This is a genomic window from Amnibacterium sp. (assembly GCF_036559085.1).
Taxonomy (GTDB): Bacteria; Actinomycetota; Actinomycetes; order Actinomycetales; family Microbacteriaceae; genus Amnibacterium.
Window position 1 is genome coordinate 1 of record NZ_DATBTU010000078.1, and the last position, 22,024, is coordinate 22,024.

The window sequence follows — 22,024 nt, forward strand, 5'->3', positions numbered from 1 at the left end:
GCCCGGAGCAGGCTGAACGGCACCGCGCCCGCGGTCACCATCCGCTCCTGGGCGAGCTTGCCCGCGTAGTAGCCGGCGTCGACCCCGTCGATCCCGACGATCGAGAGCGCGACGTGGTGCCCGATGCCGGCCCGCGCCTCGGCGGCGAGCAGGTTCCGGGTCGTCGCCTCGAAGTAGGCGACGGCGGCCTGCTTCAGCACCGACGGCGTGTTCAGCACGTCGATCACGACCTCGGCGCCACGGAGGGCGGCGTCCAGCCCGAGCGTGCTCACGACGTCGACGCCACCCCGGCGCGAGAGTGGCACGACCTCGTGGCCGCGCTCCTCCGCCGCCCGCACGACGAGGGAGCCCACCGTGCCGGTCGCTCCGGCCACCGCGATCCGCATGCGTCGATGCAACCGCATCCGCCGCCGGAGGGCCAGGATCGAGGCTGTGGGCGACCCCGACGACCTCCGCCGTCGCCTGTACCGGCCGGATGCGACGCCGGAGGACCTCGAGCGGTACCGGGCCGCGACCCCCGCCACCGAAGCGGATACGCCCGCTCCCCCGCGCGCGCCGGCAGCCCGCCGCGCGTCGATCCTGATCGCCGCTGCCCTGCTCGCGGGCTGCGCCCTCGCGGCGGCCGCGATCGGCACGACGACGCACCCCAAGACCGAACCCACCGCCACGCCCCGCAGCGCAACGACCACCGCTCCCCCGGGCAGCACCCTCGCCATCCCGGCCTCGGACCGCGCCGCCTTCGTCCGGTCGTTGCGTGCCGGCCGTTCGATCGGCCTGCTCCCCTACTTCCTCGGGCATCCGGATGCGCGGCCCGCCGTCATCCGCACGGTGTCCCGCGCCGACTCCGAGGAGCACTTCGGCGAGGGCAGCGCCGTCATCGCCCTCGACCCGTCGGGTGCGGCCGCAGGGGGCGGCCGCATCACGCTCGTGCTCACCGTGGATCGCTCCGTCACCGCAGGCCTCGTCCTCGACCACGTCGACGCGCGGAGCCCGCAGGGCGAGACCGTCAAGCTCGATCAGGATCCGGTGCACGCCGATCCCGGCCTGCCCGTCGTGGTCAGCCTCGAGTACCAGGGCGAGGTGCCCAACATCGTCCGGCTCACCGTTCCGTCGGGGGTCCACTGGGACCTCGTCGCCGACTTCACCGACTGATCGAGCCGGGTGCAGAATCGGGGGGACGAAGGAGTCCTCGGATGCGCCTCGACGCCGAGCGGACGGCGTCGACCCGGGAGGTCGACGCCCTACGGCGGCGCCTGTACGCGCCGGATGCGAGCGCCGAGGACCTCGAGCGCTACCGCGCCGCCGAGCAGGCGGACTCCGACCTCGCCGCGGTGACACCGGCGTCCGAAGCCGCTCCCGTTCGACGAGGTCGGCTGCTCGGCGTCGGCGCCGTGCTCGCCGCCCTGGGTGTCGCAGCAGTGGGTCTCGCGGTGGGCACGCGGCCGCCGGCCGTGGCGCCGTCGCTCGCGCCCGCCGCGTCGGCGGCGGCACCGGCGCAGGCGCTGATCGACTACGAGGCCCTCGCCATCCCCGCGGCCGTGCGGACGTCGTTCGTCGACGAGGTGCGCCGCGGGCATCCGATCGGCCTGCAGCAGTACTTCGACGACCACCCCGCGCAGCAGCCGCGCCAGGTGGTCAGCGGGCTTCGCGAGAACTCGGTGGAGCAGGCCGGCACCGGATCGGCCCTGCTCGACATCCCGCCGGCGGGGGCGGCCACCGATGGCGGGCAGCTGACCCTCGTGCTCACCGTCGACCGCCCCACCACCGCGCGCTGGTCGCTCGTCGCGCCCGGTAACCGCGACGACGGCGACTGGGTCGCGCTCGACGCCGTGCAGGGGCGGCCCGGGCTGCCCGCCGTCGCGAGCCTCCCCTACACGCCGCTGCGCCCGACGCGCGTCGCGATCACCGTGCCGGCCGGCGTCCGTTGGGACCTCATGACGATCTTCACGGGATGACCGCGAACGGGGACCTCGACGACCTCCGGCGTCGCCTCTACACACCGCACGCCACCGCCGAGGACGTCGAGCGCTACGCCGCCCTCGCGCAGGAGTCCGCGCCCGAGGGCGCCGACCAGCCGCCCGGGCCACCCCGGCCCCGCGTCCCGGTCCGGCTCGTGCTCGGCGTCGGCGCGGCAGCCGCGGTCCTCGCGGCGACCGCCGTGCTCTCGGCGATCCCGCATCCAGCCCCGCAGGCGTCAACGGGCGCGACGCCGACTCCGACTCCGGCGCCGGCCCCGGGCGTGATCGCGGCGGCCGCCGACGAGCCCGTGCTCGCCGTCCCCGCATCCGCTCGGGCGCCGTTCATCGCCCGCCTGCGCTCCGGGCGCCCCGCTCGGCTGCTGCCCTACTTGTGGGCCCACCCCGGCGACGTGCCCTCGGCGGTGCGCACCGGCGCGCGCGGCGACCCCGAGGAGCACTTCGGCACGGGTCCCGGGATGTTCGGTGTCACGCCGGCGGCCTCCGCGCAGCACGGCGGGCGCCTCGTTCTCGCCGTGACCGTCGACCGTGCCACGACGGTCGACCTGCAGGTGGTCCGCGCGGACTCGGGGATGCAGAGCTTCATCGAGCGCCTCGACGGCGGCGCGCCCGCGACGCCCGGGCAGCCGGTGGTGCGGACCGTCGTCTATGACGGCGAGGCGCCGACGATCGTCGAGGTCACCCTGCCGAAGGGCGTGCACTGGGACGTCGTGACGGCCCTCACCGACTGACGGGCGGGACCGTCAGAACGCGTCGCCGGTGCGCCAGGCCATCTCCTGCAGGAGGAACGTGTTGCCGTCCGGATCGGCGAAGCCCGCATACCGCACGCCACCCCCGACGTCGGTGATCGAGCCGACCTCGACTCCGCGCGTCTGCAGCTCCTCCCGCGCGCGGTCGATGTCCGCCACGACGAGGTGCAGGTTCTTCACGGGAGCCCCGGACGGGTCGTAGGAGAGCAGGCCCTCGCCGAACCCGAGGGAGCACGCGGAACCCGCAGGCGTCACCTGCACGACCCGGATGCCGGGCCCCGGCCGCACGTCGACGTCGAGCGTGAACCCGACCGTGTCGACGTAGAACGCCTTCGCGCGGTCCACGTCGGCCACCGGGAGCAGCACCAGCTCCAGCTTCATGTCCATCCGATCCTCCGATTCGTCCTGTCAGATGCTGCGGTGGTCCTTGACCGCCTCGGCCATCTCGTCGAGGTTCGGCGCGAGGCGGGCGTCGACCGCGACCGGGTCGGTGCGATGCAGCTCCTGCATCCCGCGCCGCGACGGCAGCGCCGTGTTGATCTCGTGCTCACCGCGTTCGAGTGCGGCGAACAGATCCGCGACGACGTCCTCGACGGGCCGCCGGCCGAAGCCGAGCGGCTCCCCCGCGGTCGACGACGCCATCATGTCGGTGGCGGTCGCGCCCGGGTAGAGCGTCGCGACGTGCACGCCCGTGCCCCACAGCTCCCGCCGGAGCGCGTGGTCGAATCCCGCGAGGCCCGTCTTCGTGGCCGCGTAGACGCTGTAGAACGGCAGCGGCAGCAGCCCGATCCCGCTCGAGATGCCGAGCAGGATCGCGCCCCGCTCCGCCGCCTTCAGCGCCGGCAGGGCGGCGCGGGTGAGCAGCACCGGGGCGACGAGGTTCAGGGCGAGCATCGCCCGCGCGTCGGCCTCGTCGATCGTCTCCAGCCGCCCGGCGCGCACGTTGCCGGCGTTGTTGACGAGCAGGTCGAGCCCGCCGCCGTCGAGCGCGGCGTCGACGACCCGCTGGGGTGCGTCGGCCTCGGTCAGATCGAGGGACAGGATGCGCGCGGATCCGCCCGCGCGCCGGACGTCCTGCGCCGTCGCCTCGAGGGCGGAAGCGTTCCGCCCGACGAGCAGCAGGTCGGCGCCGCGCTCGGCGAAGGCCAGCGCGATCGCGCGGCCGATGCCCTTCCCGCCGCCGGTGATCACGCCGCGGCGACCCGTCAGGTCGAGGGTGGCAGGGGTCGTCTCGGAGCCGCTCATCGCCTCACTCTGACACCCATCCGCTGTTCATCCGCACGACGCAGGGTGGATTCCATGTCGATGGCCGAGCCCCTCATGCCCCACCCCGAGCAGCCCGATACGGCCGCGGACGAGCTTCGGGACGCGCCCGTCCGCGAGCCGCACGCGGAGCCCGCCGAGGCGAACGACACCCTCACGAGCGCCGGCCGTGCCCATGAGGGTGACGAGACCCCGCTCCTCCCGGGCGAGCAGCCCTAGAAGCTGACCTGCTTGCGCACCTCGATCGCGCCGATGTGCGCGGTCGGATGGGCCGCGGCGAGCGCCAGGGCCTCCTCGCGGCTGCCGACCCGCACGCGGTCGATGCCGGCGATCTGCTCGGCCCACTCGGCGAACGGGCCGTGCGCGATCAGCGTCTCGCCGCCCCGCTTGCGCACGATCGCGCTCGCCTCGGGCTCGTCGCGGAGGCGGTAGCCGCCGAGCGTCACGCCGCGCCGCTCGACGTCGCGGACCCACGGCGTCGGGTCGCCGGTCTCGCGGGTCGCGGTCTTGAGCAGCTCGGGGTCCGGCACGTGCAGGAACAGGTAGTCCTCGCCGTCGGTGCGGGGCTCGGGCACGTCGGTGGCGTCCTCGACGAAGTCGGGCCACACCTCGCGCACCTCGAGGGCGCCGAACTCGGCGACCGGATGCCGCGACGCGTAGTCCGCCGCCTGCTCCAGGCTGTCGGCCTCGAGCAGGTCGTACCCGGCGATGTACTCGGCGAACTCGGCGAACGGGCCGTCACTGACCAGGGTGTCGCGGTCGCGCACCCGCACGACCTTCGCCGCGGCCGTCTCCTCGATGGGGCCGCCCTCGACCCGCATCCCGGTGCGGGAGCCCTCGTCGACCCACGCACTCGGGTCGGCGTCGCTCTCGGGCACGGGCAGCTCGGGGTCGACGCGGACGAGCATCACGTACTGCATGGATTCCTCCTCAGGACTCGGGCGCGGTGCGCGCCTTCACCCTGACGACGATCGACCCCGCTTGTCGAGGACAATTCGATCTCGTGCCGACCTTCGATCGCTACGGCGTCTTCGCGCCTGTCTACGACGTGCTGTCCGCGGAGGCCCCGCTCTACCGCGCCGGCCGGCTGGCGGGCATCCGCGTGCTGAAGCCCGAGCGCGGCTCGGTCGTGCTCGACCTCGGCTGCGGCACCGGCCTCAACCTGCCGCTGCTCGCCCGCGCCGTCGGCCCCACCGGCCTCGTGCTCGGCATCGATTCGAACCCTCGGATGCTCGCGGTCGCCCGCCGCCGCATCGCGAAGTACCCCGTCGGCCGCGTGCAGCTGCTCGAAGCGGATGCGACGACCCTCGACCCGGAGCGCGTCCGGCGGATGCTCACGGCGGCGAAGCGCCCGCCGCTCGCGGACGGCCTCTTCGCCAGCTACACCCTGAGCGTGATCCCGGAGTTCGAGGCCGCCTGGGACGCCACCGTGGCGCTCGTCACGCCCGGCGGCCGCCTCGGCGTCGTCGACGTGCAGCCGCCCCGCGCCGCGCCGCTCCGGCCGCTCGCCGCCGTGCTGCCCGTCGTCTTCGGCGGTGCCGACCTCGCGGCGCAGCCGTGGCGGCTGCTCGAGCGGGATGCGACCGACGTCGTCCAGCACACCCTCCGCGACGGCCACGTCGTGATCACCGCCGGCACCCGCCGGGAGACGGTCGGCGCCCTCCCCCTACGCTGAAGGTGCACCGTCGCACCACCTGGAGGATCCATGCGCGCCGCCACCCTCACCCGTACCGAAGCCATCGAGCGGGCAGCGCTGATCGAGGTCGAGCGCTACGACGTCGAGGTCGACCTCACCGGCCTGGTGGATGGTCCGGCCATCCGCTCGACGTCGCGGATCACCTTCACCTGCCGCACCCCCGGCAGCAGCACGTTCGCCGACGTCGTCGCGGAGGTCGAGCGCGCGACCCTGAACGGCGCCGAGCTCGACCTCGCCACGGTCGCCGACGGCCGGCTCCCGCTGACCGGCCTCGCCGAGCGCAACGAGCTCGTCGTCACCGCCGTGCAGTCCGACACCGGTGACGGCCAGGGCGTGCTCCGCACGGTCGACCCGACCGACGGCCTCGTCTACCTCTGGACGACGTTCGAGCCCGACGAGGCGCGCCGCCTCTGGGCCTGCTTCGACCAGCCCGACCTGAAGGCCGTGCACCGCTTCACCGTGCTCGCGCCCGACTCCTGGACGGTCACGAACAACAGCGCCCCCGAGACGATCGAGCCCGAGGGATCCGCCCGCCGCTGGACCTTCGCGCCCACCCCGCGCCTCTCCACCTACGTCACCGTCGTGAACGCCGGGCCCTTCCATCAGATCCGGCGCACCGTCGACGGCTACGACCTCGGCTTCTACTGCCGGCAGTCGCTCGTGCCCTTCCTCGAGCGCGACGCCGACGAGCTCTTCGACCTCACCGCCCGCGGCCTGGCCTGGTTCGGCGAGCGCTTCGCCTACCCCTTCCCGCAGCAGCGCTACGACCAGGCGTTCGTGCCCGACATGGGCGGCGCGATGGAGAACTGGGGCAGCGTCACCCACACGGATGCGTTCCTCTACCGCTCCACGCCGACCTTCCGGCAGCGCTCCAGCCGTGCCAACGTGGTGCTGCACGAGATGGCCCACATGTGGTTCGGCGACCTCGTGACGATGCAGTGGTGGGACGACCTCTGGCTGAACGAGGCGTTCGCCTCCTGGGCCGCCACCTGGGCGATGGTCGGCGCGACCGAGTTCACCGACGCCTGGGCCACCGACCTGCTCGACTCCAAGCTCTCCGGCTACCGGCAGGACATGGGCCCGGCGACCCACCCCATCCGCGGCGTCGTGAACACGGTGCTCGAGGCGATGGCGAACTTCGACGACATCACCTACGACAAGGGCGAGGCCGTGCTGCACCAGCTCGCCGCCTACCTCGGCGAGGACGCCTTCGTCGAGGGCCTCCGCGCCTACTTCGCCGCGCACGCCTTCGGCAACACGGTGCTCGACGACCTCATGTCGGCGTTCTCCGCCGCATCCGGCCGCGACCTGACGGGCTGGACCGCCGACTGGCTCGACCGCGCCGGCACCGACACCCTCACCCTGACCGGCTCGACGCTCCTCGCCGAGGCACCTGACGATGGCTCCCCGCGCCCGCACCGGCTGCGGATCGCCGGCTATGACGCCTCCGCCGACGGCCTGACGCCCACCGGCACCGTCGAGGTCGAGGTGACCGGTGCCGAGGCCGCGGTCGTGCTGCCCGAGGGCGACGTGTTCCAGGTGAACGCCGACGACCTCACGTTCGCCGCGGTCCGGACGGATGCGGACTCCTTCGCGACGCTGCGCTCCCACGTCGCGCAGCTGCCCGACGCCCTCTCGCGCACGCTCGTCGTCGCGACCGCCTGGGACATGCTCGTCAAGGGCGAGCTCGCCGGCGAGGCCGTGGTCGACGTCGTCGCCGAGGTGCTCCGCGTCGAGACCAGCCCCGCGGTCGTCGAGGGCCTCCTCGCGCTCGGGCTCGCCGCAGCCGAGCAGTGGTCGCCCCTCGAGCGCATCCCGGCCCTCATGGCGCGTCTCGCGGAGGTGAGCGAGGCGCTCCTCGCGAACCCCGAGCACCAGCAGCCCGCCGCACGCACCCTCGCCGCGACCGCCACCGAGGACCGCCAGCTCGACCTGCTGCGCGGGCCGGCAGAGCAGGACATCGACCTCGCCTGGCGGGTGCTCGCCCGCCGCGCCGAGCTCGGGCAGTACGACCCCGCCGCGGTCGCCGAGCTCGAGCAGCGCGACCCCGACCCCGACGCGTTCGCCGCCGCCCTCGCCGTGCGCGGCTCGCAGGCGGATCCGGCCGCGAAGCAGGAGCTGTGGCAGGCGATGATGATCGACCGGCGCATCCCCGCCGGGCCCCCGCGGGGCACCGCCGCCCGCCGCTTCTGGCGCCCGCTGCAGGCCGACCTGCTGCACGACTACGCGAACCAGTACCTCGACGTGCTCGACTCGTTCGCGGACGCGGGGATGCTCGGCCAGCTCGGCATCATCCGCGGCATGTTCCCCTTCGCGGTCGTCGAGGACGCGTTCCTCGACCGCGCCGAGCAGGCCGCGACCGCGGCGGGCGTCAACCCGACGGTGCGCACCACGCTCCTCGACGGCGTCGACACCGGCCGCCGCATGCTCCGCGCCCGCGCATGAGCGTTCCGGCGCGCCCCCTCCTGATCACCGGCGCCCGGATCGTCTCGGGCGGCACGATCACCGAGGACGGCTGGGTGCGCTTCGAGGCCGGCCGGGTCGTCGCGCGCGGCACGGGCACGCCGCCCGCATCCGACGGCGAGGTGCTGGACGCGGGCGGCCGCATCCTCACGCCCGGCTTCGTCGACGTGCACGTCCACGGCGGCGGCGGCGCGGACTTCGTGGACGGCGCGGAGGCGATCGCCGACGCCGTGCGGATGCACCGCCGCCACGGCACGACCCGCACGGTGCTCTCCCTGGTCAGCGCGCCCGTGGACGAGCTGGTCGCGACCCTCCGCACCCTCGCGCCGCTCGTGCGCGCGGACCCGCTGCTGCTCGGCATCCACCTCGAGGGCCCGTTCCTCAGCCCGGACAACAAGGGCGCCCACGACCCGGATGCGCTCACGGCACCGACGCCCGAGGCCGTCGACGCGCTCCTCGCGGCGGCCGACGGCACGATCGCGCTCGTCACGATCGCGCCCGAGCTGCCCGGCGCCATCGACGCGATCGCGCGCTTCACCGCGGCCGGCGTCCGCGTCGCCGTCGGCCACACCATCGCGGACCTCGCCGCGGCCGGTCGAGGCTTCGACGCCGGCGCGAGCCAGCTCACCCACGCGTTCAACGCGATGCCCGGCCTCGCGCACCGCGCGCCGGGCCCGATCGGCGCCGCCCTCGAGCGACCCGAGGTCGTGATCGAGCTCATCGCCGACGGCCTGCACGTGCATCCGGTCGTCGTCGCGGCCCTGTTCCGGATGGCGCCCGGCCGCGTCGCGCTCATCACCGATGCGATGAGCGCCGCCGGGTTCGGCGACGGCGACTACCGCCTCGGGCCGCTGCAGGTCACCGTGCGGGACGGCGCCGCACGGCTCGCGAGCGGCAGCCTCGCCGGCTCGACGCTCACCCTCGACGCCGCGATCCGCACCGTCGTCGACGCCGGCATCCCGCTCGAGGACGCGGTGCTCGCCACCACTGCGACGCCGGCGCGGGCCCTCGGGCGGCCGGAGCTCGGCGTGCTCGAGCCCGGCTTCCCCGCGGACGCCGTGCTGCTCAGCGACGCGCTCGAGGTCGACGCCGTCTGGGCTGATGGGAACAGCATTTCCTGAGCCCGAACTGGGGAGTCGACAGGAGGCAAGGGCATCCGATCGAATCGGGTGCGGCTTGGGGGCAGGCCGATACCCATCTCCTGAAGGACGCCCCGCATGCCCGCACGCCGGTTCTCGACGATCCTCGTCGCCCTGGTCGCCACCATCGGGATGTGCGCGGCCGCCACTCCTGCTGAGGCGATGCCGCTCTCCGCCGCGTGCGCGCGCCCGTCGGCCGCGTCCGGCCACCTCCGCGGGATCGTCCGCCCGACGCACGCCGCGACGCAGTCGACGTGCCACCGCTTCGCCTCGTTCGCCGACCCGACGGTCGCGGGCGGTGGCCGGCCGCCCCTGCTGAAGCACGCCGGCATCGTGATGGGCGCGGCCGGCACCGGCACCATCACGGTCACGCCGATCTGGTGGGTCCCCGCCGGCTACTCGATCCCATCCGGATATCGAGATCTCGTCGAGCAGTTCATCGGCGATGCCGCCGCCGATAGCGGAAAGCCGACCAACGTCTTCTCGCCGATCACCGAATACACCTCGGCCGCAGGCAAGCACATCCGCTACGACCTCACCGCCTCGGCGTCGTTGACCGATACCACCGCATTCCCCGCGGACGGCTGCACGCCGGATTCCGGCGCCGGCTACTCCGACGGCGTGGCCTTCTCGGCATGCGTCTCGAACGCCGGCCTCGGCGCCGAGGTGACCGCGCTGCTCGCCCGGAACGCCCTCCCATCGGACACGTCCCACCTCTACGTGGTGATGCTGCCGAAGCAGGCCGAGCTCTGCGGCGACGTCCGCAACGCAGCGCAGGGCGGCGACTGCAACGTCAGCCCCTCCGGTGGCGACTTCTGCGCGTTCCACTCCTGGACCTCCGCGCCGGCGGTCTACGCGGCGATGCCGTACGAGCAGGCGAACGGATGCGTCACCGGCGAGGCGCCGAACGGCGTGCCGGACGGCGACAACGTCGTCAGCCCGCTCAGCCATGAGATGAACGAGGCGATCACCGATCCGACCGGCGACGGGTGGTACGACGACGCGAACTACGAGAACGGCGACGAGTGCGCCTGGATCTTCGGCGCCTACACCGGCCCCGCGGGCGGCTACTACAACCAGACCATCAACGGGCACCACTACCTGCTGCAGCTCGAGTTCTCGAACGAGTCGTACGTCGCCGGCGGTGACGCCTGCATCGCGCAGCGTCCGCTGCCGACCGCGTACTTCGTGCAGCCGGCGCCTGCGCTGCCCGGTAAGGCGATCGCCTTCAACGGCACCGGCTCGCACGACCGCACGGTCGCCCCGATCGCCTCGTACGCCTGGAGCTTCGGCGACGGCGGCACCGCGACGGGCGCCACCCCGAGCCACACCTACTCCTCGGCGGGCGGCTACAAGGTCACCCTCACGGTCACGGATGCGGACGGCTGGACGGCCGGCGGATCCCGCACGGTCGTCGCGGGCTTCGCGCCGGGCTCCCCCGCCGCGAGCGCGGCCCAGGCGGGCTCGTCCTCGGCGACGCTGAAGTGGTCGGCACCCGCGAACCCGGGCACCGCCCTGATCACCGGCTACACGATCGGCCGCGACGGCACGGACACTGGTGGTCGCGGCGCGTGGAGCAAGACCGTCTCGGCGTCGACCCGCTCCTACCGGCTCGTCAGCCTGGTCGCTGGGCGCAGCTACCACCTCACGGTGCAGGCGATCTCGGGCGCGGGCGCCGGCGCGATCACGAAGGTCACGACGCCGATCTCCTCGGCGATGACCGCGCCCGCCGCAGCGACGGTCGTCGAGACGGCCACAGGCTCCGCCCGGATCGGCTGGTCCCCGCCGACGGCCACGGGCGGCACGCGCATCACGGGTTACAAGGTCAGCCGCAACGGCGTCGACTCGCACGGCACTGGCGCCTGGTCGACGACCGTCGGCCCATCCGTCCGCTCGTTCACGATGACGCGGCTCGTCAGCGGCAGCACCTACACGCTGTCCGTGCAGGCGGTCACGTCGTCGGGCACGGGCTCGTACGCGTCCGGCCAGGTGCGGATGCAGCCCTACCTGACCGCGCCGCAGCGCGTCGCGGTCGCCCAGCACTCGCCCGGCACCGCGACGATCACCTGGGCCGCGCCCGTGACGCTTTCCGGCCAGACGATCGTCGGCTACCTCGTCTCCCGCGACGGCACCGACTCGGTCGGGACCGGCCCCTACCTGGCGAAGGTCTCGGCGTCGACGACCACGTTCACCATGACGCGGCTCGCCACCGGCACCGCCTACACGCTGTCGGTGCAGGCCCTGACGGGCGGCGCGGTCAGCCCGACGGCCGGCAGGAAGGTGACCGTCACCTCCTAGGCGACCACGGTCTCCGGCGGCACCACCATCACCGGGGCGCGGCTCAGCAGCATGCTGCTGTGCGTGACCGGCCGCTGCTGCGCCGGCGCCGTCCCCTCCCGGCCGAGCACGAGCACCATCGCGGTGCGCGACTCGGCGAGCAGCACGTCGGTGGTGCGCCCGCGGACGATGCGCGGCACGACCTGCAGCTTCGGATACGCGGCCCGGACGGGCGCGAGCACCGTGTCGAGCAGCTCGTGGTACTCCTCCTCGTCGTGGCGCCGGAACCCCTCCTCGCCGGGCAGGGCGCCGAACCCGAACAGCGGCCGCGTCGGGTAGAGCGCCACGAGCCGCTGCCTCCGTCGGGCCGCTTCGGCGGCGGCCATGAGGGCGACGCAGGGCGCGTCCTTGTCGCCGGTCACACCGACGACCACGTCCCGGCCGCCGGTGTAGCTGCTCGGCACCACCGCCACCGGCCCGGTCGCGTGCAGCACGACCCGGTACGCCTTCGAGGTGCGGTGGCCGCGCCGCAGCTGCTCGTTCCCGCGGCCGCCGAGCACGACGAGCCCGGCCGGCGAGGAGCGGTCGGCGAGCACCTCGACGACGTCGCCGCGCTCCCGCGAGACCTTCACCTCGATGCCCGGATGCGCCTCCCGGATCCGCTGGGCCGCCTCCTCGGCGTCCCGCTCGGCCGGAGCGCGATGGCCGCCGGGCTCCTCGACCTCGACGATCTCCACCGACTCGGCCTTCGGGTTGTGCCGGACGCCCCAGTCGAGCGCACCCGCCGCCGCCGCCGACCCGTCCCATCCGACCACCACGCGTCGCGCCATGGACCAGTCCTACGCCGCGTCCCGCGCCCTGTCTACGGTCGACCTGCGAGCACCTCGAGGAGCGCGGCGCCGACCGCCCGCGAGCTGCCGAACGTCGCGATGTCGGCGTACCGCCGGTCGGGCGACGGCCAGCCCATGTCGACCACGACGACGGGCCTCCCGGTCGCCCGGAGCCCGTCGACGATCTTCCGGGCGACCGGATGCCGGTGGTTGTCCCGCCCGATGACGATCACGCCACTGCCGCCGGCCGGCACGTCGACCTCCACTCGCGGCCACTCCGCGAACCGCCGCGCTGCGACGCCCGCCGGATCCGCCTCCGCCGCCGCGAACGGTCCCCACGCCGACCGCCCGACCGCCATGTTCGGCTCCGCGTCGAGCCGCACCACGACCCAGTCGTCTTCTTCCGCGAGCAGCCGCGCCGCCTCGGGCCTCACATCGAACGTCACGGCGATCCGCGCCGCGGACACCTCCGGCTCCCCCGCGACGCCGGACACAGCCCCTCGCAGCCCCCGCACCCGCGCTGCCGCATCCGCGAGCCGCTCCGGGTCGAGCTCCCCCGCCGCCACCGCGGCCACGATCGCGTCCTCGATCGCCCCGACCTGCGCATCCGTGTTCCTCGTACCGATGCAGAGCAGGTCGGCGCCTGCGGCGAGTGACCGCACGGCGGCTGCCGGGATGCCGATCTCGGCGGATGCGCCGGCCATGTCGAGCGCGTCGCTGACGATCACGCCCTCGAAGCCGAGCCGCCCGCGGAGCAGGTCGGTGAGGATCGCGCGACTCATCGTCGCGGGCGCCGCGGCGTCGAGCGTCGGCAGCACGATGTGCGACGTCATGATCGTGGCGACGCCTGCCCCGATCGCCGCGACGAACGGCAGCAACTCGCGTGCCTCGAGCGTCGACAGCGGCACGTCGACGACGGGCAGCCCGCGGTGCGAGTCGACCGCCGTGTCGCCGTGCCCCGGGAAGTGCTTCGCGCACGCCGCGATCCCCGTCGACTGCAGACCGCGCACCCACGCGGCGGTGTGCCGGGCGGCCGCCGAGGCGTCGTCGCCGAAGCTGCGCGTGCCGATCACCGGGTTGTCCGGGTTCACGTTCACGTCCGCGGACGGCGCGAAGTCGAGCGTGCAGCCGGCCGCTGCGAGCGCCAGCCCGATCCGCCGCGCCGACGCCTCCGTCGCCGCGAGGTCGTCGAGGCGTCCGAGCACCGCGTTGCCCGGCTCCGGCGACCCGTCGCGCACGTGCAGGCGCGTGACGTCGCCGCCCTCCTCGTCGATGGCGATCACCGCATCCGCGCGTGCGGCGCGGATCGCGTCGGTCAGCGCGCGCAGCTCATCCGGGGTGCCGATGTTCTCCCCGAACAGGCACACACCCGCCATGCCGCCCGCGATCCGCCGCGCCACCCACTCGGGCAGCGCGGGCCCGACGAAGCCGGGCAGCAGCACGGCCGTGGCGTCTCGCCGCAGCCCCTCCTCGTCCACCCGGATGCCGCTACTTGTCCGAGCCGATCACGACCCCGCCGCTCAGCGCCCGCTGGAACACCAGGTAGACGATCAGCACCGGGATCACCGTGATCACGACGGCGGCGAACAGCGCCCCGAAGTCGATGGAGTAGCCCGCCGTGCCCGCGAACGCCGCCATGCCCTGGGTGAGCACGTACTTCCGCAGGTCGGGGTTCAGCGCCACCGGCAGCAGGAACTGGTTCCAGAGGCCCACGAAGTTGAGGATCGCGAGCGTCGAGATCGCGGGCGTCGCCATCGGGACCATCACCGAGAAGAAGGTGCGCCACTGCCCTGCGCCGTCGATCGCCGCCGCCTCCGTGACCGATTCGGGCAGCGATCGGAAGAACGGCACCATGAAGAACACGGTGAACGGCAGCGCGAACGCCGCGTAGGTGATCGCGAGGCCGGGCAGGGTGCCGAGCAGCCCGATCCCCTTCAGGATGAAGAACAGCGGCACGATCGCCAGGAAGATCGGGAAGGTGAGCCCCGCGATCATCAGCAGGTAGATGAACCGGTTGCCGAAGAAGCGGAACCGCGCGAGCACGTAGGCGCACATCGAGCCGAGCACCATCGTGATCACGAGGGCGCCGCCGACGACGAAGAGGGTGTTGACGAAGAAGCTGCCGATGCCGGCCTTGGTCCAGGCACTCACGTAGTTCTCGAAGTGCAGCCGGTCCGGCAGGCTGAACGGCGAGTTCAGCACCTGGCTGGTCGTCTTGAACGACGACATCACCGTCCAGAGGAACGGCAGGATCACGACGACGGCGCAGACGATGAGCACCGCCTGCGACACCCCGCCGGTGACCCGTTCGCCGGTCGGGACGCTCTTCCGGCGCGACCGGGTGAGGACGGCCGGTGCTGCGACTCGGAGGGTCATCGGGTCACTCCTCGGTCAGGTCCTCGCCGCCGGTGACCCGGTCGACGAGGAAGACGGCCGCTGCGAACAGCAGGGTGATGACGGCCAGGATGACGCCCATCGCGCAGGCGAGGCCGAACTGGCCCTTCGTGAACGCGGTCTTGAAGAGCTCCTGCGAGATGACGAGGGTCGAGTCGTCGGGGCCGCCGCCGGCGTTCAGCGCGGCCATGAACACGAACGCGTCGAGGGCGAAGATGCCGGTGTAGATGATCGACGTGCGGATGGTCGCCCGCAGCATCGGCACCGTCACCCGCAGCATGATGCGCAGCCGCCCGGCGCCGTCGAGCCGAGCGGCCTCGAAGATCTCCGCCGGCAGCGCCTTGATCGCCGCCACGAAGATGACGACGTAGAAGCCGACCGAGGCCCAGATCATCACGAACATCGTGGCGACCATCGCCGTGCGGGTGTCGCCGAGCCACGGGTAGGACGCGAAGCCCTTGAGCCCGATCGAGGTGAGGATGCCGTTCAGCAGCCCGTTGCTCGGGTCGTAGATCTGCCCCCACATGATGCCGACGGCGATCGCCGGGATGATGTACGGGAAGAACAGCACGATCCGGTAGAACTCGCCGCCCCGCACCCCGCGCACCGGCCCGCTGGAGGATCCGCCGATCGTGACGAGCGTCGCCAGCGCCATGGCGATCGTGATCACGACGATCGGCAGCACGAGCACGAGCGTGACGCTGTTGCGCACCGCCGTGACGAACGTGTCGTCGTTGAACGCCTTCACGTAGTTCGACAGCCCGACGAACGTGAAGGAGGTGTCGAAGCCGGTCCAGCTCGTCATCGAGTAGATGACGGCCTGGACGAACGGCGACAGCACCAGCGCGACGTAGAGCGCCAGCGGCACGCCGAGGAACACCACGGCGAACGACACCTTGTCGAAGGTGAGGTTGCGCTTCCGCCAGCGGGCGGCCCGCGAGGGGCCGCCCGCCGTCGGAACCGTGCGGGCGATGGTGGTCACGACACCTTGACCTTCTGGACCGAGCTGTCGTTCGCCACCTTGTCCGTGATCGCCTGGAGCTTGCTCGTGAGATCCGCGACCGAGGACTTGCCGGAGAGGAAGCTGTTCCACACCACGAGCTGATCCTGGTTCATCCCGTACAGATCGACGAAGTTCCACGAGAACACGTTCGTGCCCGCGCCGTCGAGCAGCTTCGCCTGCGAGACGAGCGCCGTCGATCCGAACCCGTCGGCGGGCACGGTGCCCTTCACGATCGTCGGCGTGAGCCGGGTCTTCGCGAAGTTCGTCGCGGCCTCCTGCGAGAGCATCGCGCGGAGCAGCTCCTTGCCACCGGCCGCGTTCGCGGACGTCGTCGGCACGATGAACGGCTCACCCGCGGTGGAGTGCATCGCCTCGTACGGCTTCGACGGGCTCGACGAGACGACGAGCTCCGGCGCACCGGTCATCTTGAAGCCGGCCTTCGTCTGCTTCTTCATCTCGTTCTCGATCCACGACCCGGACGGGTAGAGCAGCGCGGCCTCGTCGTTCGACCACTGCGCCTGCGCCGCGGTGAACTGGGTGCCGGCGCCGCCCGGCTTGACGTAGCCGGCGTCGATGATCTTCTTCATGCCGGTGAAGACCGACTGGATCGCCGGCTTCGACCAGCACTTCGGCTCGAGGTTCTCGAGCGCGAGGCGCACCTCGTCGCCGCCCTCCTTGATCGCGGATGCGATGGCGAGGGTCTGGTAGTAGGTCGCGGCCTCCTTGCCCCAGACGAAGAGGTACTTGCCCTTCGCCTTCGCCTTGCCGCCGAGGTCGTACGCCTCCGCCCAGGTCTTCGGCACGGTCCAGCCGTTGGCGTCGAACAGGGACTGCGAGTACCAGAGCGCGTAGACGGTGAGCACGTAGTTGAGGACGAGGAACTTCCCGTCCAGCGTGCCCGGCGCGGTGACCCCGGTGTAGAGGGTGTCGGCGATCTTCTTGCCCTCGTAGTTGTTCGAGTTGATCACGTCGGAGAGCTCGGAGAGCTGGCTGCGGATCGTGCTGATGCCGATGGCGTTCGCACCGCTGTTGTCGATGAGGTCGGGCGGGTTGCCGGCGACGAACTTCGGCTGCAGGGACTGCGCGATGTTCGTGATCGGCTGCACGGTCGCCTTGACGCCGAGCGGCTGCTTGGCCATGACGGCCGCCGCGAAGTCGACGTAGTCGGTGCCGTAGCCGCCGTTGAAGATGGCGGCCTGCACGGTCGACTTCTGCTTGACCCCGAACGGGTTCTTCGCCGACTTCGCCGCGCCCGTGCCGCTCGTGGAGCTCGTCTGGGCACCCCCTGCCGCGCAGGACGCGAGCGTCCCGACGAGCGGGGCGGCGAGCCCGGTGACGATCGCGGCGCGGAGGAACGTCCTCCGGGCCATCATCGGCTGTGACTGGTTGTCCACGTTGACTTCCTTTCTTGGTGTGTCGGGCGGATGCCCGCGGTCAGGCGAAGCGGGAGATCCCGTAGCGGGTCTCGAGCTCGACGTTGTGCTCGTCGCCGCCGGGGATGTTGGCGGAGAGGTAGAGGGGGGCCGGCTCGCCGGCCTGCACGAAGCGGTCGGCGACCCCGAGGGTGAGCACCTGGGCGATGAACGCCGCGGTGATCGAGGAGACGGCGCCGGCCGGCACGTCCGCGCCGATCGTGATCGCGGCGTCGCCGTAGGGCGCGAGGTTGTCGATCGTCACGTCGGCGATGTCCTTGAGTCGCTGCCCGCTGGAATGCTTCGGCTCGACCTGCATCGTGTGGTCGAGCGACGTGACCGCGATGACGGGGTTGCCGGCGCGCTTCGCGGCGAGCGCGAAGCCGACGATGGAGCCGTTCACGCCCGAGTTCGAGGCGATCAGCACGACGTCGTGCGGGCCGACCTCGGCGATCTCGAACAGCCGGTCGGCGACATCCGGGTTCCGCTCGAGCTTGGCGCCCTTCAGCTCGGACACCGGCAGGTCGCCCGCGAGGGCGAGGTCGCGGAGCGCCACCTTCTTCGTCGGCACGAGCCCCCCGGCCCGGCCCGCGATCTCCATCGCGAAGGCCTCCGAGTGCCCCGTCCCGAACGCGTACGCCACGCCGCCGTTGCGCAGCGCCTGCTCGATGAGGTCGATCGCGGCGTCGAAGCCGCCGTCGGCCGCGATCGCCTCGAGGCGCTCGAGCCGGTCGCGGACCGCGTCCGCGAAGGCGTGGACGGCGACGGTCGTGGATTCGGTCATGCGGGAGTCCTCCGGACGGGGTCGGTGGCGCCGTCGAGGCGCGCGCTGCGGGTGGGGCGGGTGGCCGGGCCGCTCGAGCGGTGCGGGGCGACGGCGCCGGCGGATGCGGCGAGGTGCCGGCTGGTGCGCTCGAAGTCGACCTGCGCGGTCAGCACGTAGAGGAGGTCGCCGATGTAGACCTGGCTGTAGTACGCGGCGAGGTCGTCGGGCTGCAGGAAGCGCTCGAACGCGGAGGTCTGGATGACGAGGTCGGCGCGCTCCGCCAGTGGCGAGGCCGGGTCGTTCGTGACCGCGACCGTCATGCTGCCGTGGCGGCCCGCCTCCTCGAGCATCGTGATCGTCTCCGCGGTGCGGCCGGTGTGGGAGTAGCCGATGGCGACGCAGTCCTCGGTCTGCAGCACCGCGCTGGTCAGGCCGGCGTGCACCTCCGACCACACGTTGCAGACGACGCCGATCCGGTACAGCCGCCCGGCCAGCGCCTCGGCGGCGAGGGCGCTGCTTCCGACGCCGTAGAGGTCGACGTGCCGGCTCCCCGACAGCGCCTCCGCGAGGCGGCGCAGCTGCACGAGGTCGATCGACGCCGCGGTCTCCTGCAGCGAGCGGATGGTGCCGGCCAGCAGTGTGCTCCGCACGTCCTCGGCGGTGTCGTCGGGCCCGAAGGCGCGGCCGATGTCGACGTGGTCCGGTGGGCGCACCGACGTGCGTCCCAGCTCGGTGGCGACGCTCATCCGCAGCGCGATGAAGCCCGTGTACCCGATCTGCCGGCAGAACCGCGTGACGGTCGCCGCCGATGTGCCGGCGCGCTCCGCGAGCTCGTTCACGCCGAGGTCGAGCACGACCCGCGGGTCCTCCAGCACGACCGACGCGACACGTTGGCTCGCCGCCGGCAGGTCGTCCCAGCGGGAGCGGATCCTGTTGTGCACGGCGGATGCGTCGACGCGCTCGGCGGGTACCTCGGGCACTGCTTCGGTACCGGCCACGTGAGAACCCGTTTCTTCTCGAGGCGCCATCGCCTGAGATCTGGTTTCACTATAGGGTCCAGTCGTGTTGCAACGGGGTAACGATGCGTGAGTTTCTCGCCGTCGATGCCGGAGGCACCTCGACCCGGGCCGTCGTGGTCGACGAGACCGGCCGCTGCCTCGGGTTCGGGCGCTCCGGTGGCGGCAACCCGACCTCGCGCGGCGTCCCCGGGGCCTCGGTCGCAGTGCAGGCGGCGATCGCGAAGGCGCTCACCGCCGCGCCCTCCCCCGCATCCATCGAGCTGGTGCTCCTCGCCCACGCGGGGGCGGGCGTCGGCTTCCACGCCGAGGTGCAGCGCGGCATCGCGCCCCTCGGCGTCCGTGCGCCGGTCGTCGCCGCCGGCGATCTCCTCGCGCTCTTCGCCTCCGGATCGCCCGCACTCGACGGCGCCGCCCTGATCGCCGGTACCGGCGCCATCGGCGGCGCGATCCGCGACGGCCGCCTCGATCGTGTCGTCGACGGCACCGGCTGGCTGCTCGGCGACGCCGGCTCCGGCTTCTGGATCGGCCACCACATCGCCCGCGCCGTCGTCGACGACCTCGACGGCGGTCCCGTCACCCGCCTCACCGGGGCGCTTCTCGCCGGCCTGGCACTGGACGACGACCGCACCCTCGTCAACGGCCGGCCCGTCGTGCTCGGCCGCCTCGTCCACGCCCTCTACGACCTGCAGCCGGTCGAGCTCGCCCGTTTCGCCCCGCTCGCCTTCGCTCTCGTCAACGAAGACGCGGTGGCGACGTCGATCCTCCGCGACTCGGTGAGCGCCCTCGCAGCCTTGCTCCGCCGCGTCCGCTCGTTCCAGGCCGACGGCCCGCTGGTCTTCGGCGGCAGCGTCCTCGTCGAAGGCGTCCTCCGCCTCTCCCCCGAGCTCCAGGCACCCCTGCTCGACGCCGCCGACGGCGCCGCGCCCATCGCGGTCGCCGACGGCCTCGTGGGCGCCGCGGTCCTCGCGCTCCGCGGCGGCCACATCGAGGTCGACGAACCGCTCTTCACCCGTATGCAGTCGAGCATCCGCACCGCCGCCACAACCCCGCGCCCCTGACCGACGCGCCGCTGCCGCCCCGCCCCATCGCGCCGTTCCGGAGAAACCGAGCGACACGCCGGGCCCAGGCGCCGAGAGGCGGCGTGTCGGCCAAGAACTCCGGATCCGCGCGATGAGCGGAGGCGCGGGTGCCGGCTGGAACCCGGCGAGGAGCAGGATGCGCTCATGGCAGGTCAGGTCGAGCCCACGATGGTGCCGACGTCACTCGGCTCGGTCGCCGTCCACGTGCTCGGCGCCGGACGGCCGACGGTGCTCTGGCACTCGATGTTCGTCGACGGATCGAGCTGGGGCTTCCTGATCCCGGCGCTCCTGCGCGGCCGGCAGCTGCTCATCGTCGACGGGCCGGGCTGGGGCCGAAGTGACCGGCTCCGCAGGACGGTCTCCGTCTCCGACTCCGTCGCCGCGGCCGTCGAGGTGCTCACCGCGCTCGCGCCGGGCGCCGCCGTCGACTGGGTCGGCAACGCGTGGGGCGGCCACATCGGCATGGAGCTCGCGGCCACCCGACCCGAGCTGGTCCGCAGCCTGGTGGCGATCAGCGCACCGACCCGGCCGATCGACCCCGCCTTGCGGCGTCAGATCCGCCTGCTGATCCCGGTGGTGCTCACGCTCGGGCCGATCCCACCGGTGCAGCGGGCGATCCTCGAGGGCCTCCTCACGGACGAGTCCCGCACAGACCCGCAGTCCGTGGGCGTGGTCGCCGACGCGCTCGCCCTGGCCGGACGCCGAAGTACGGCCCGCACAGTGCGCTCGTTCATCCTGAACCGGGTCGACATCACGGACCTGCTGCCCCGGATCGAGGCGCCGGCCCTGTTCGTCGCCGGCGACGACCGAGGCGACTGGACCCCCGAGGAGGCCGAGGCCGCCGCCGCCCTGGCCCCGTTCGCCCGCGCGGCGGTCGTGACCGGGAGCCGGACGCTGGTCCCGATCGAGCGGCCGGCCGAGCTCGCCACGTTGATCCGCGAGTTCTGGGCGTCCCTCGAGACCCCGGGCTGAAGCCTCCGACTCAGGCGGCGAGTTCGACGGCGGGCAGGGTGATGCGTTTGCGCCCGAACGGTGAGGTCCAGATCATGGTGCCGTCGTCCTGGAGCTCGGCGCCCCACCCGCGTTCCTTCAACAGATGGTGACTCCGGCACAGATGCGCGAGGTTCTCGGCGTTCGTCTCCCCGTCCCAGGCCCAGGGGATCGTGTGATCGATGTCACACAGGTCCGCGTTGCGGTCGCAGCCCGGGAACCGGCACCGCTCATCCCGCAGCTGCAGGAACCGCCGCAACCCCGGCGGGACCGCGTAGTGCTCCTGCCCCACCTGCACCACCGTGTCGGTGCCGGGATCGACCAGCACCCGGAAGAGGCTCGGCGCCTGGGCGGTGAGCCGACGCGCGGTCTCGGGGTCGATCGGCCCGTAGCCCCGCAGGGAGCCGGGCTCGTTCGACTCCCCCAGCAGCGTCATCACCGGGACGGTGACGTGCACCTGCGGCACGATCGTGAGCGCACCCCAGGTGCGACGGTCCCGGTCCAGGACCTGCCAATCCGTCGCCTCCGGCAGCACGTTCAGCAGCAGGTCCATCGCGACGTCGGCGCGGAGCTGGCCGATGCACCGGTCCTCGCCCTCCTCACCGTGCAGGGCGATCGCCGCCCGGGTCAGCCGGTCACGGATCGCGACGGCCTCCACCGCCGGGAGGTACATGTGCAGCCACGCCATGCCGTTGGCTCCGGGCTCGAGGGTCACGTCGCGCTCAGCACCCGCCTTCTTGTGCCGCTCCACCATCTCATCCGGGTTCATCCGGTCCACGAGCCGGCGCACGCGGTCCTTCGCCTGTCCGATCCCGGCACCGGTGATCAGGCGGATCGCCTCCGCCTCGAACTGCTCGACGAACTCGGCATCGACCTGCTTCGCGCCATCGACGAGCACCACGACCATCGGGCCGGTCCAGGCGCCGGTCAGCTGGTGCGCCGCGCCGACCACCGGCGGAGCGACCGAG

22 protein-coding genes are annotated in these 22,024 nt (G+C 72.9%); 10 read left to right on the forward strand and 12 right to left on the reverse strand.

From position 1 onward, the window contains the following. Window positions 1–386: SDR family oxidoreductase (locus VIG76_RS14750; RefSeq protein WP_331955516.1), on the reverse strand; the 386-nt coding region annotated here is incomplete at its 3' end. 46 nt (window positions 387–432) lie between these two features. Here VIG76_RS14750 and VIG76_RS14755 point away from each other — a divergent pair. From VIG76_RS14755 to VIG76_RS14765, 3 genes are read left to right on the forward strand one after another with little or no spacing between them, the layout of a single operon-like run. Further along, the gene (locus VIG76_RS14755; protein ID WP_331955518.1) at window positions 433–1,152 is read left to right on the forward strand and encodes a hypothetical protein; all 720 of its coding nucleotides are present in this window, start codon (window positions 433–435) and stop codon (window positions 1,150–1,152) included. Window positions 1,153–1,193: 41 nt separating this feature from the next. Next, window positions 1,194–1,955: a hypothetical protein gene (locus VIG76_RS14760; RefSeq protein ID WP_331955520.1), complete on the forward strand. Its 762-nt coding sequence runs from the start codon at window positions 1,194–1,196 to the stop codon at window positions 1,953–1,955. Next, window positions 1,952–2,707, forward strand: coding sequence for a hypothetical protein (locus tag VIG76_RS14765; RefSeq protein WP_331955522.1), 756 nt, complete (start codon window positions 1,952–1,954; stop codon window positions 2,705–2,707). Before VIG76_RS14760 ends, VIG76_RS14765 begins: the two co-directional genes overlap by 4 nt. 12 nt (window positions 2,708–2,719) lie before the next feature. On the opposite strand, the gene VIG76_RS14770 is transcribed toward VIG76_RS14765, so the two are convergent. Both VIG76_RS14770 and VIG76_RS14775 read right to left on the reverse strand, forming a co-directional pair. Continuing rightward, entirely contained in the window at window positions 2,720–3,106 is a 387-nt protein-coding gene (locus tag VIG76_RS14770) for a VOC family protein (protein WP_331955524.1), read from the reverse strand. Between the two features lie 27 nt (window positions 3,107–3,133). Further along, window positions 3,134–3,970, reverse strand: coding sequence for an SDR family NAD(P)-dependent oxidoreductase (locus VIG76_RS14775; RefSeq protein WP_331955526.1), 837 nt, complete (start codon window positions 3,968–3,970; stop codon window positions 3,134–3,136). Between the two features lie 60 nt (window positions 3,971–4,030). Between VIG76_RS14775 and VIG76_RS14780 the strand changes: the two genes are divergently transcribed. Beyond that, window positions 4,031–4,207: a hypothetical protein gene (locus VIG76_RS14780; RefSeq protein WP_331955528.1), complete on the forward strand. Its 177-nt coding sequence runs from the start codon at window positions 4,031–4,033 to the stop codon at window positions 4,205–4,207. Here VIG76_RS14780 and VIG76_RS14785 read toward each other — a convergent pair. After that, complete coding sequence (locus VIG76_RS14785; RefSeq protein WP_331955530.1) at window positions 4,204–4,908, reverse strand: YciI family protein; 705 nt, start codon at window positions 4,906–4,908, stop codon at window positions 4,204–4,206. The two genes, VIG76_RS14780 and VIG76_RS14785, sit on opposite strands and share 4 nt — an antisense overlap. Window positions 4,909–4,991: 83 nt before the next feature. Between VIG76_RS14785 and VIG76_RS14790 the strand changes: the two genes are divergently transcribed. The 4 genes from VIG76_RS14790 (at window position 4,992) to VIG76_RS14805 (ending at window position 11,584) form a co-directional block, all read left to right on the forward strand. Continuing rightward, on the forward strand, window positions 4,992–5,663 hold the full coding sequence (locus tag VIG76_RS14790; RefSeq protein WP_331955532.1) for a methyltransferase domain-containing protein: 672 nt from the start codon (window positions 4,992–4,994) through the stop codon (window positions 5,661–5,663). Between the two features lie 30 nt (window positions 5,664–5,693). After that, window positions 5,694–8,129: an aminopeptidase N gene (gene pepN, locus VIG76_RS14795; RefSeq protein ID WP_331955534.1), complete on the forward strand. Its 2,436-nt coding sequence runs from the start codon at window positions 5,694–5,696 to the stop codon at window positions 8,127–8,129. Then, window positions 8,126–9,268, forward strand: a complete 1,143-nt coding sequence (nagA, locus tag VIG76_RS14800) for an N-acetylglucosamine-6-phosphate deacetylase (protein ID WP_331955536.1) — start codon at window positions 8,126–8,128, stop codon at window positions 9,266–9,268. The genes pepN and nagA overlap by 4 nt, the downstream gene beginning before the upstream one ends. 96 nt (window positions 9,269–9,364) lie before the next feature. Beyond that, window positions 9,365–11,584: a fibronectin type III domain-containing protein gene (locus VIG76_RS14805; protein ID WP_331955537.1), complete on the forward strand. Its 2,220-nt coding sequence runs from the start codon at window positions 9,365–9,367 to the stop codon at window positions 11,582–11,584. On the opposite strand, the gene VIG76_RS14810 is transcribed toward VIG76_RS14805, so the two are convergent. The 7 genes from VIG76_RS14810 to VIG76_RS14840 all read right to left on the reverse strand — a co-directional run bounded on the left by VIG76_RS14810 (window position 11,581) and on the right by VIG76_RS14840 (window position 18,966). After that, window positions 11,581–12,393, reverse strand: a complete 813-nt coding sequence (locus VIG76_RS14810) for a universal stress protein (protein ID WP_331955538.1) — start codon at window positions 12,391–12,393, stop codon at window positions 11,581–11,583. The genes VIG76_RS14805 and VIG76_RS14810 overlap by 4 nt on opposite strands. Before the next feature lie 32 nt (window positions 12,394–12,425). Then, window positions 12,426–13,871 carry a glycoside hydrolase family 3 protein gene (locus VIG76_RS14815; protein WP_331955540.1) on the reverse strand — a complete coding sequence of 482 codons (1,446 nt, stop codon included), beginning with the start codon at window positions 13,869–13,871 and terminating at the stop codon, window positions 12,426–12,428. 10 nt (window positions 13,872–13,881) lie between these two features. Continuing rightward, on the reverse strand, window positions 13,882–14,769 hold the full coding sequence (locus VIG76_RS14820; RefSeq protein ID WP_331955542.1) for a carbohydrate ABC transporter permease: 888 nt from the start codon (window positions 14,767–14,769) through the stop codon (window positions 13,882–13,884). Window positions 14,770–14,773: 4 nt separating this feature from the next. Then, complete coding sequence (locus VIG76_RS14825; protein ID WP_331955544.1) at window positions 14,774–15,769, reverse strand: carbohydrate ABC transporter permease; 996 nt, start codon at window positions 15,767–15,769, stop codon at window positions 14,774–14,776. Then, the gene (ngcE, locus tag VIG76_RS14830) at window positions 15,766–17,163 is read right to left on the reverse strand and encodes an N-acetylglucosamine/diacetylchitobiose ABC transporter substrate-binding protein (RefSeq protein WP_331955556.1); all 1,398 of its coding nucleotides are present in this window, start codon (window positions 17,161–17,163) and stop codon (window positions 15,766–15,768) included. Before ngcE ends, VIG76_RS14825 begins: the two co-directional genes overlap by 4 nt. A gap of 61 nt (window positions 17,164–17,224) precedes the next feature. Beyond that, on the reverse strand, window positions 17,225–17,986 hold the full coding sequence (locus tag VIG76_RS14835; protein WP_331955546.1) for an SIS domain-containing protein: 762 nt from the start codon (window positions 17,984–17,986) through the stop codon (window positions 17,225–17,227). Further along, the gene (locus VIG76_RS14840; RefSeq protein ID WP_331955548.1) at window positions 17,983–18,966 is read right to left on the reverse strand and encodes a MurR/RpiR family transcriptional regulator; all 984 of its coding nucleotides are present in this window, start codon (window positions 18,964–18,966) and stop codon (window positions 17,983–17,985) included. The genes VIG76_RS14835 and VIG76_RS14840 overlap by 4 nt, the downstream gene beginning before the upstream one ends. Window positions 18,967–19,049: 83 nt before the next feature. Between VIG76_RS14840 and VIG76_RS14845 the strand changes: the two genes are divergently transcribed. Both VIG76_RS14845 and VIG76_RS14850 read left to right on the forward strand, forming a co-directional pair. Continuing rightward, entirely contained in the window at window positions 19,050–20,045 is a 996-nt protein-coding gene (locus VIG76_RS14845; RefSeq protein ID WP_331955550.1) for an N-acetylglucosamine kinase, read from the forward strand. 165 nt (window positions 20,046–20,210) lie between these two features. Continuing rightward, entirely contained in the window at window positions 20,211–21,038 is an 828-nt protein-coding gene (locus tag VIG76_RS14850) for an alpha/beta fold hydrolase (RefSeq protein ID WP_331955552.1), read from the forward strand. A gap of 10 nt (window positions 21,039–21,048) precedes the next feature. Here the strand turns inward: VIG76_RS14850 and VIG76_RS14855 are convergent. Then, window positions 21,049–22,024 (reverse strand): HNH endonuclease signature motif containing protein (locus tag VIG76_RS14855; protein ID WP_331955554.1); only part of this gene is annotated, 976 nt, incomplete at its 5' end.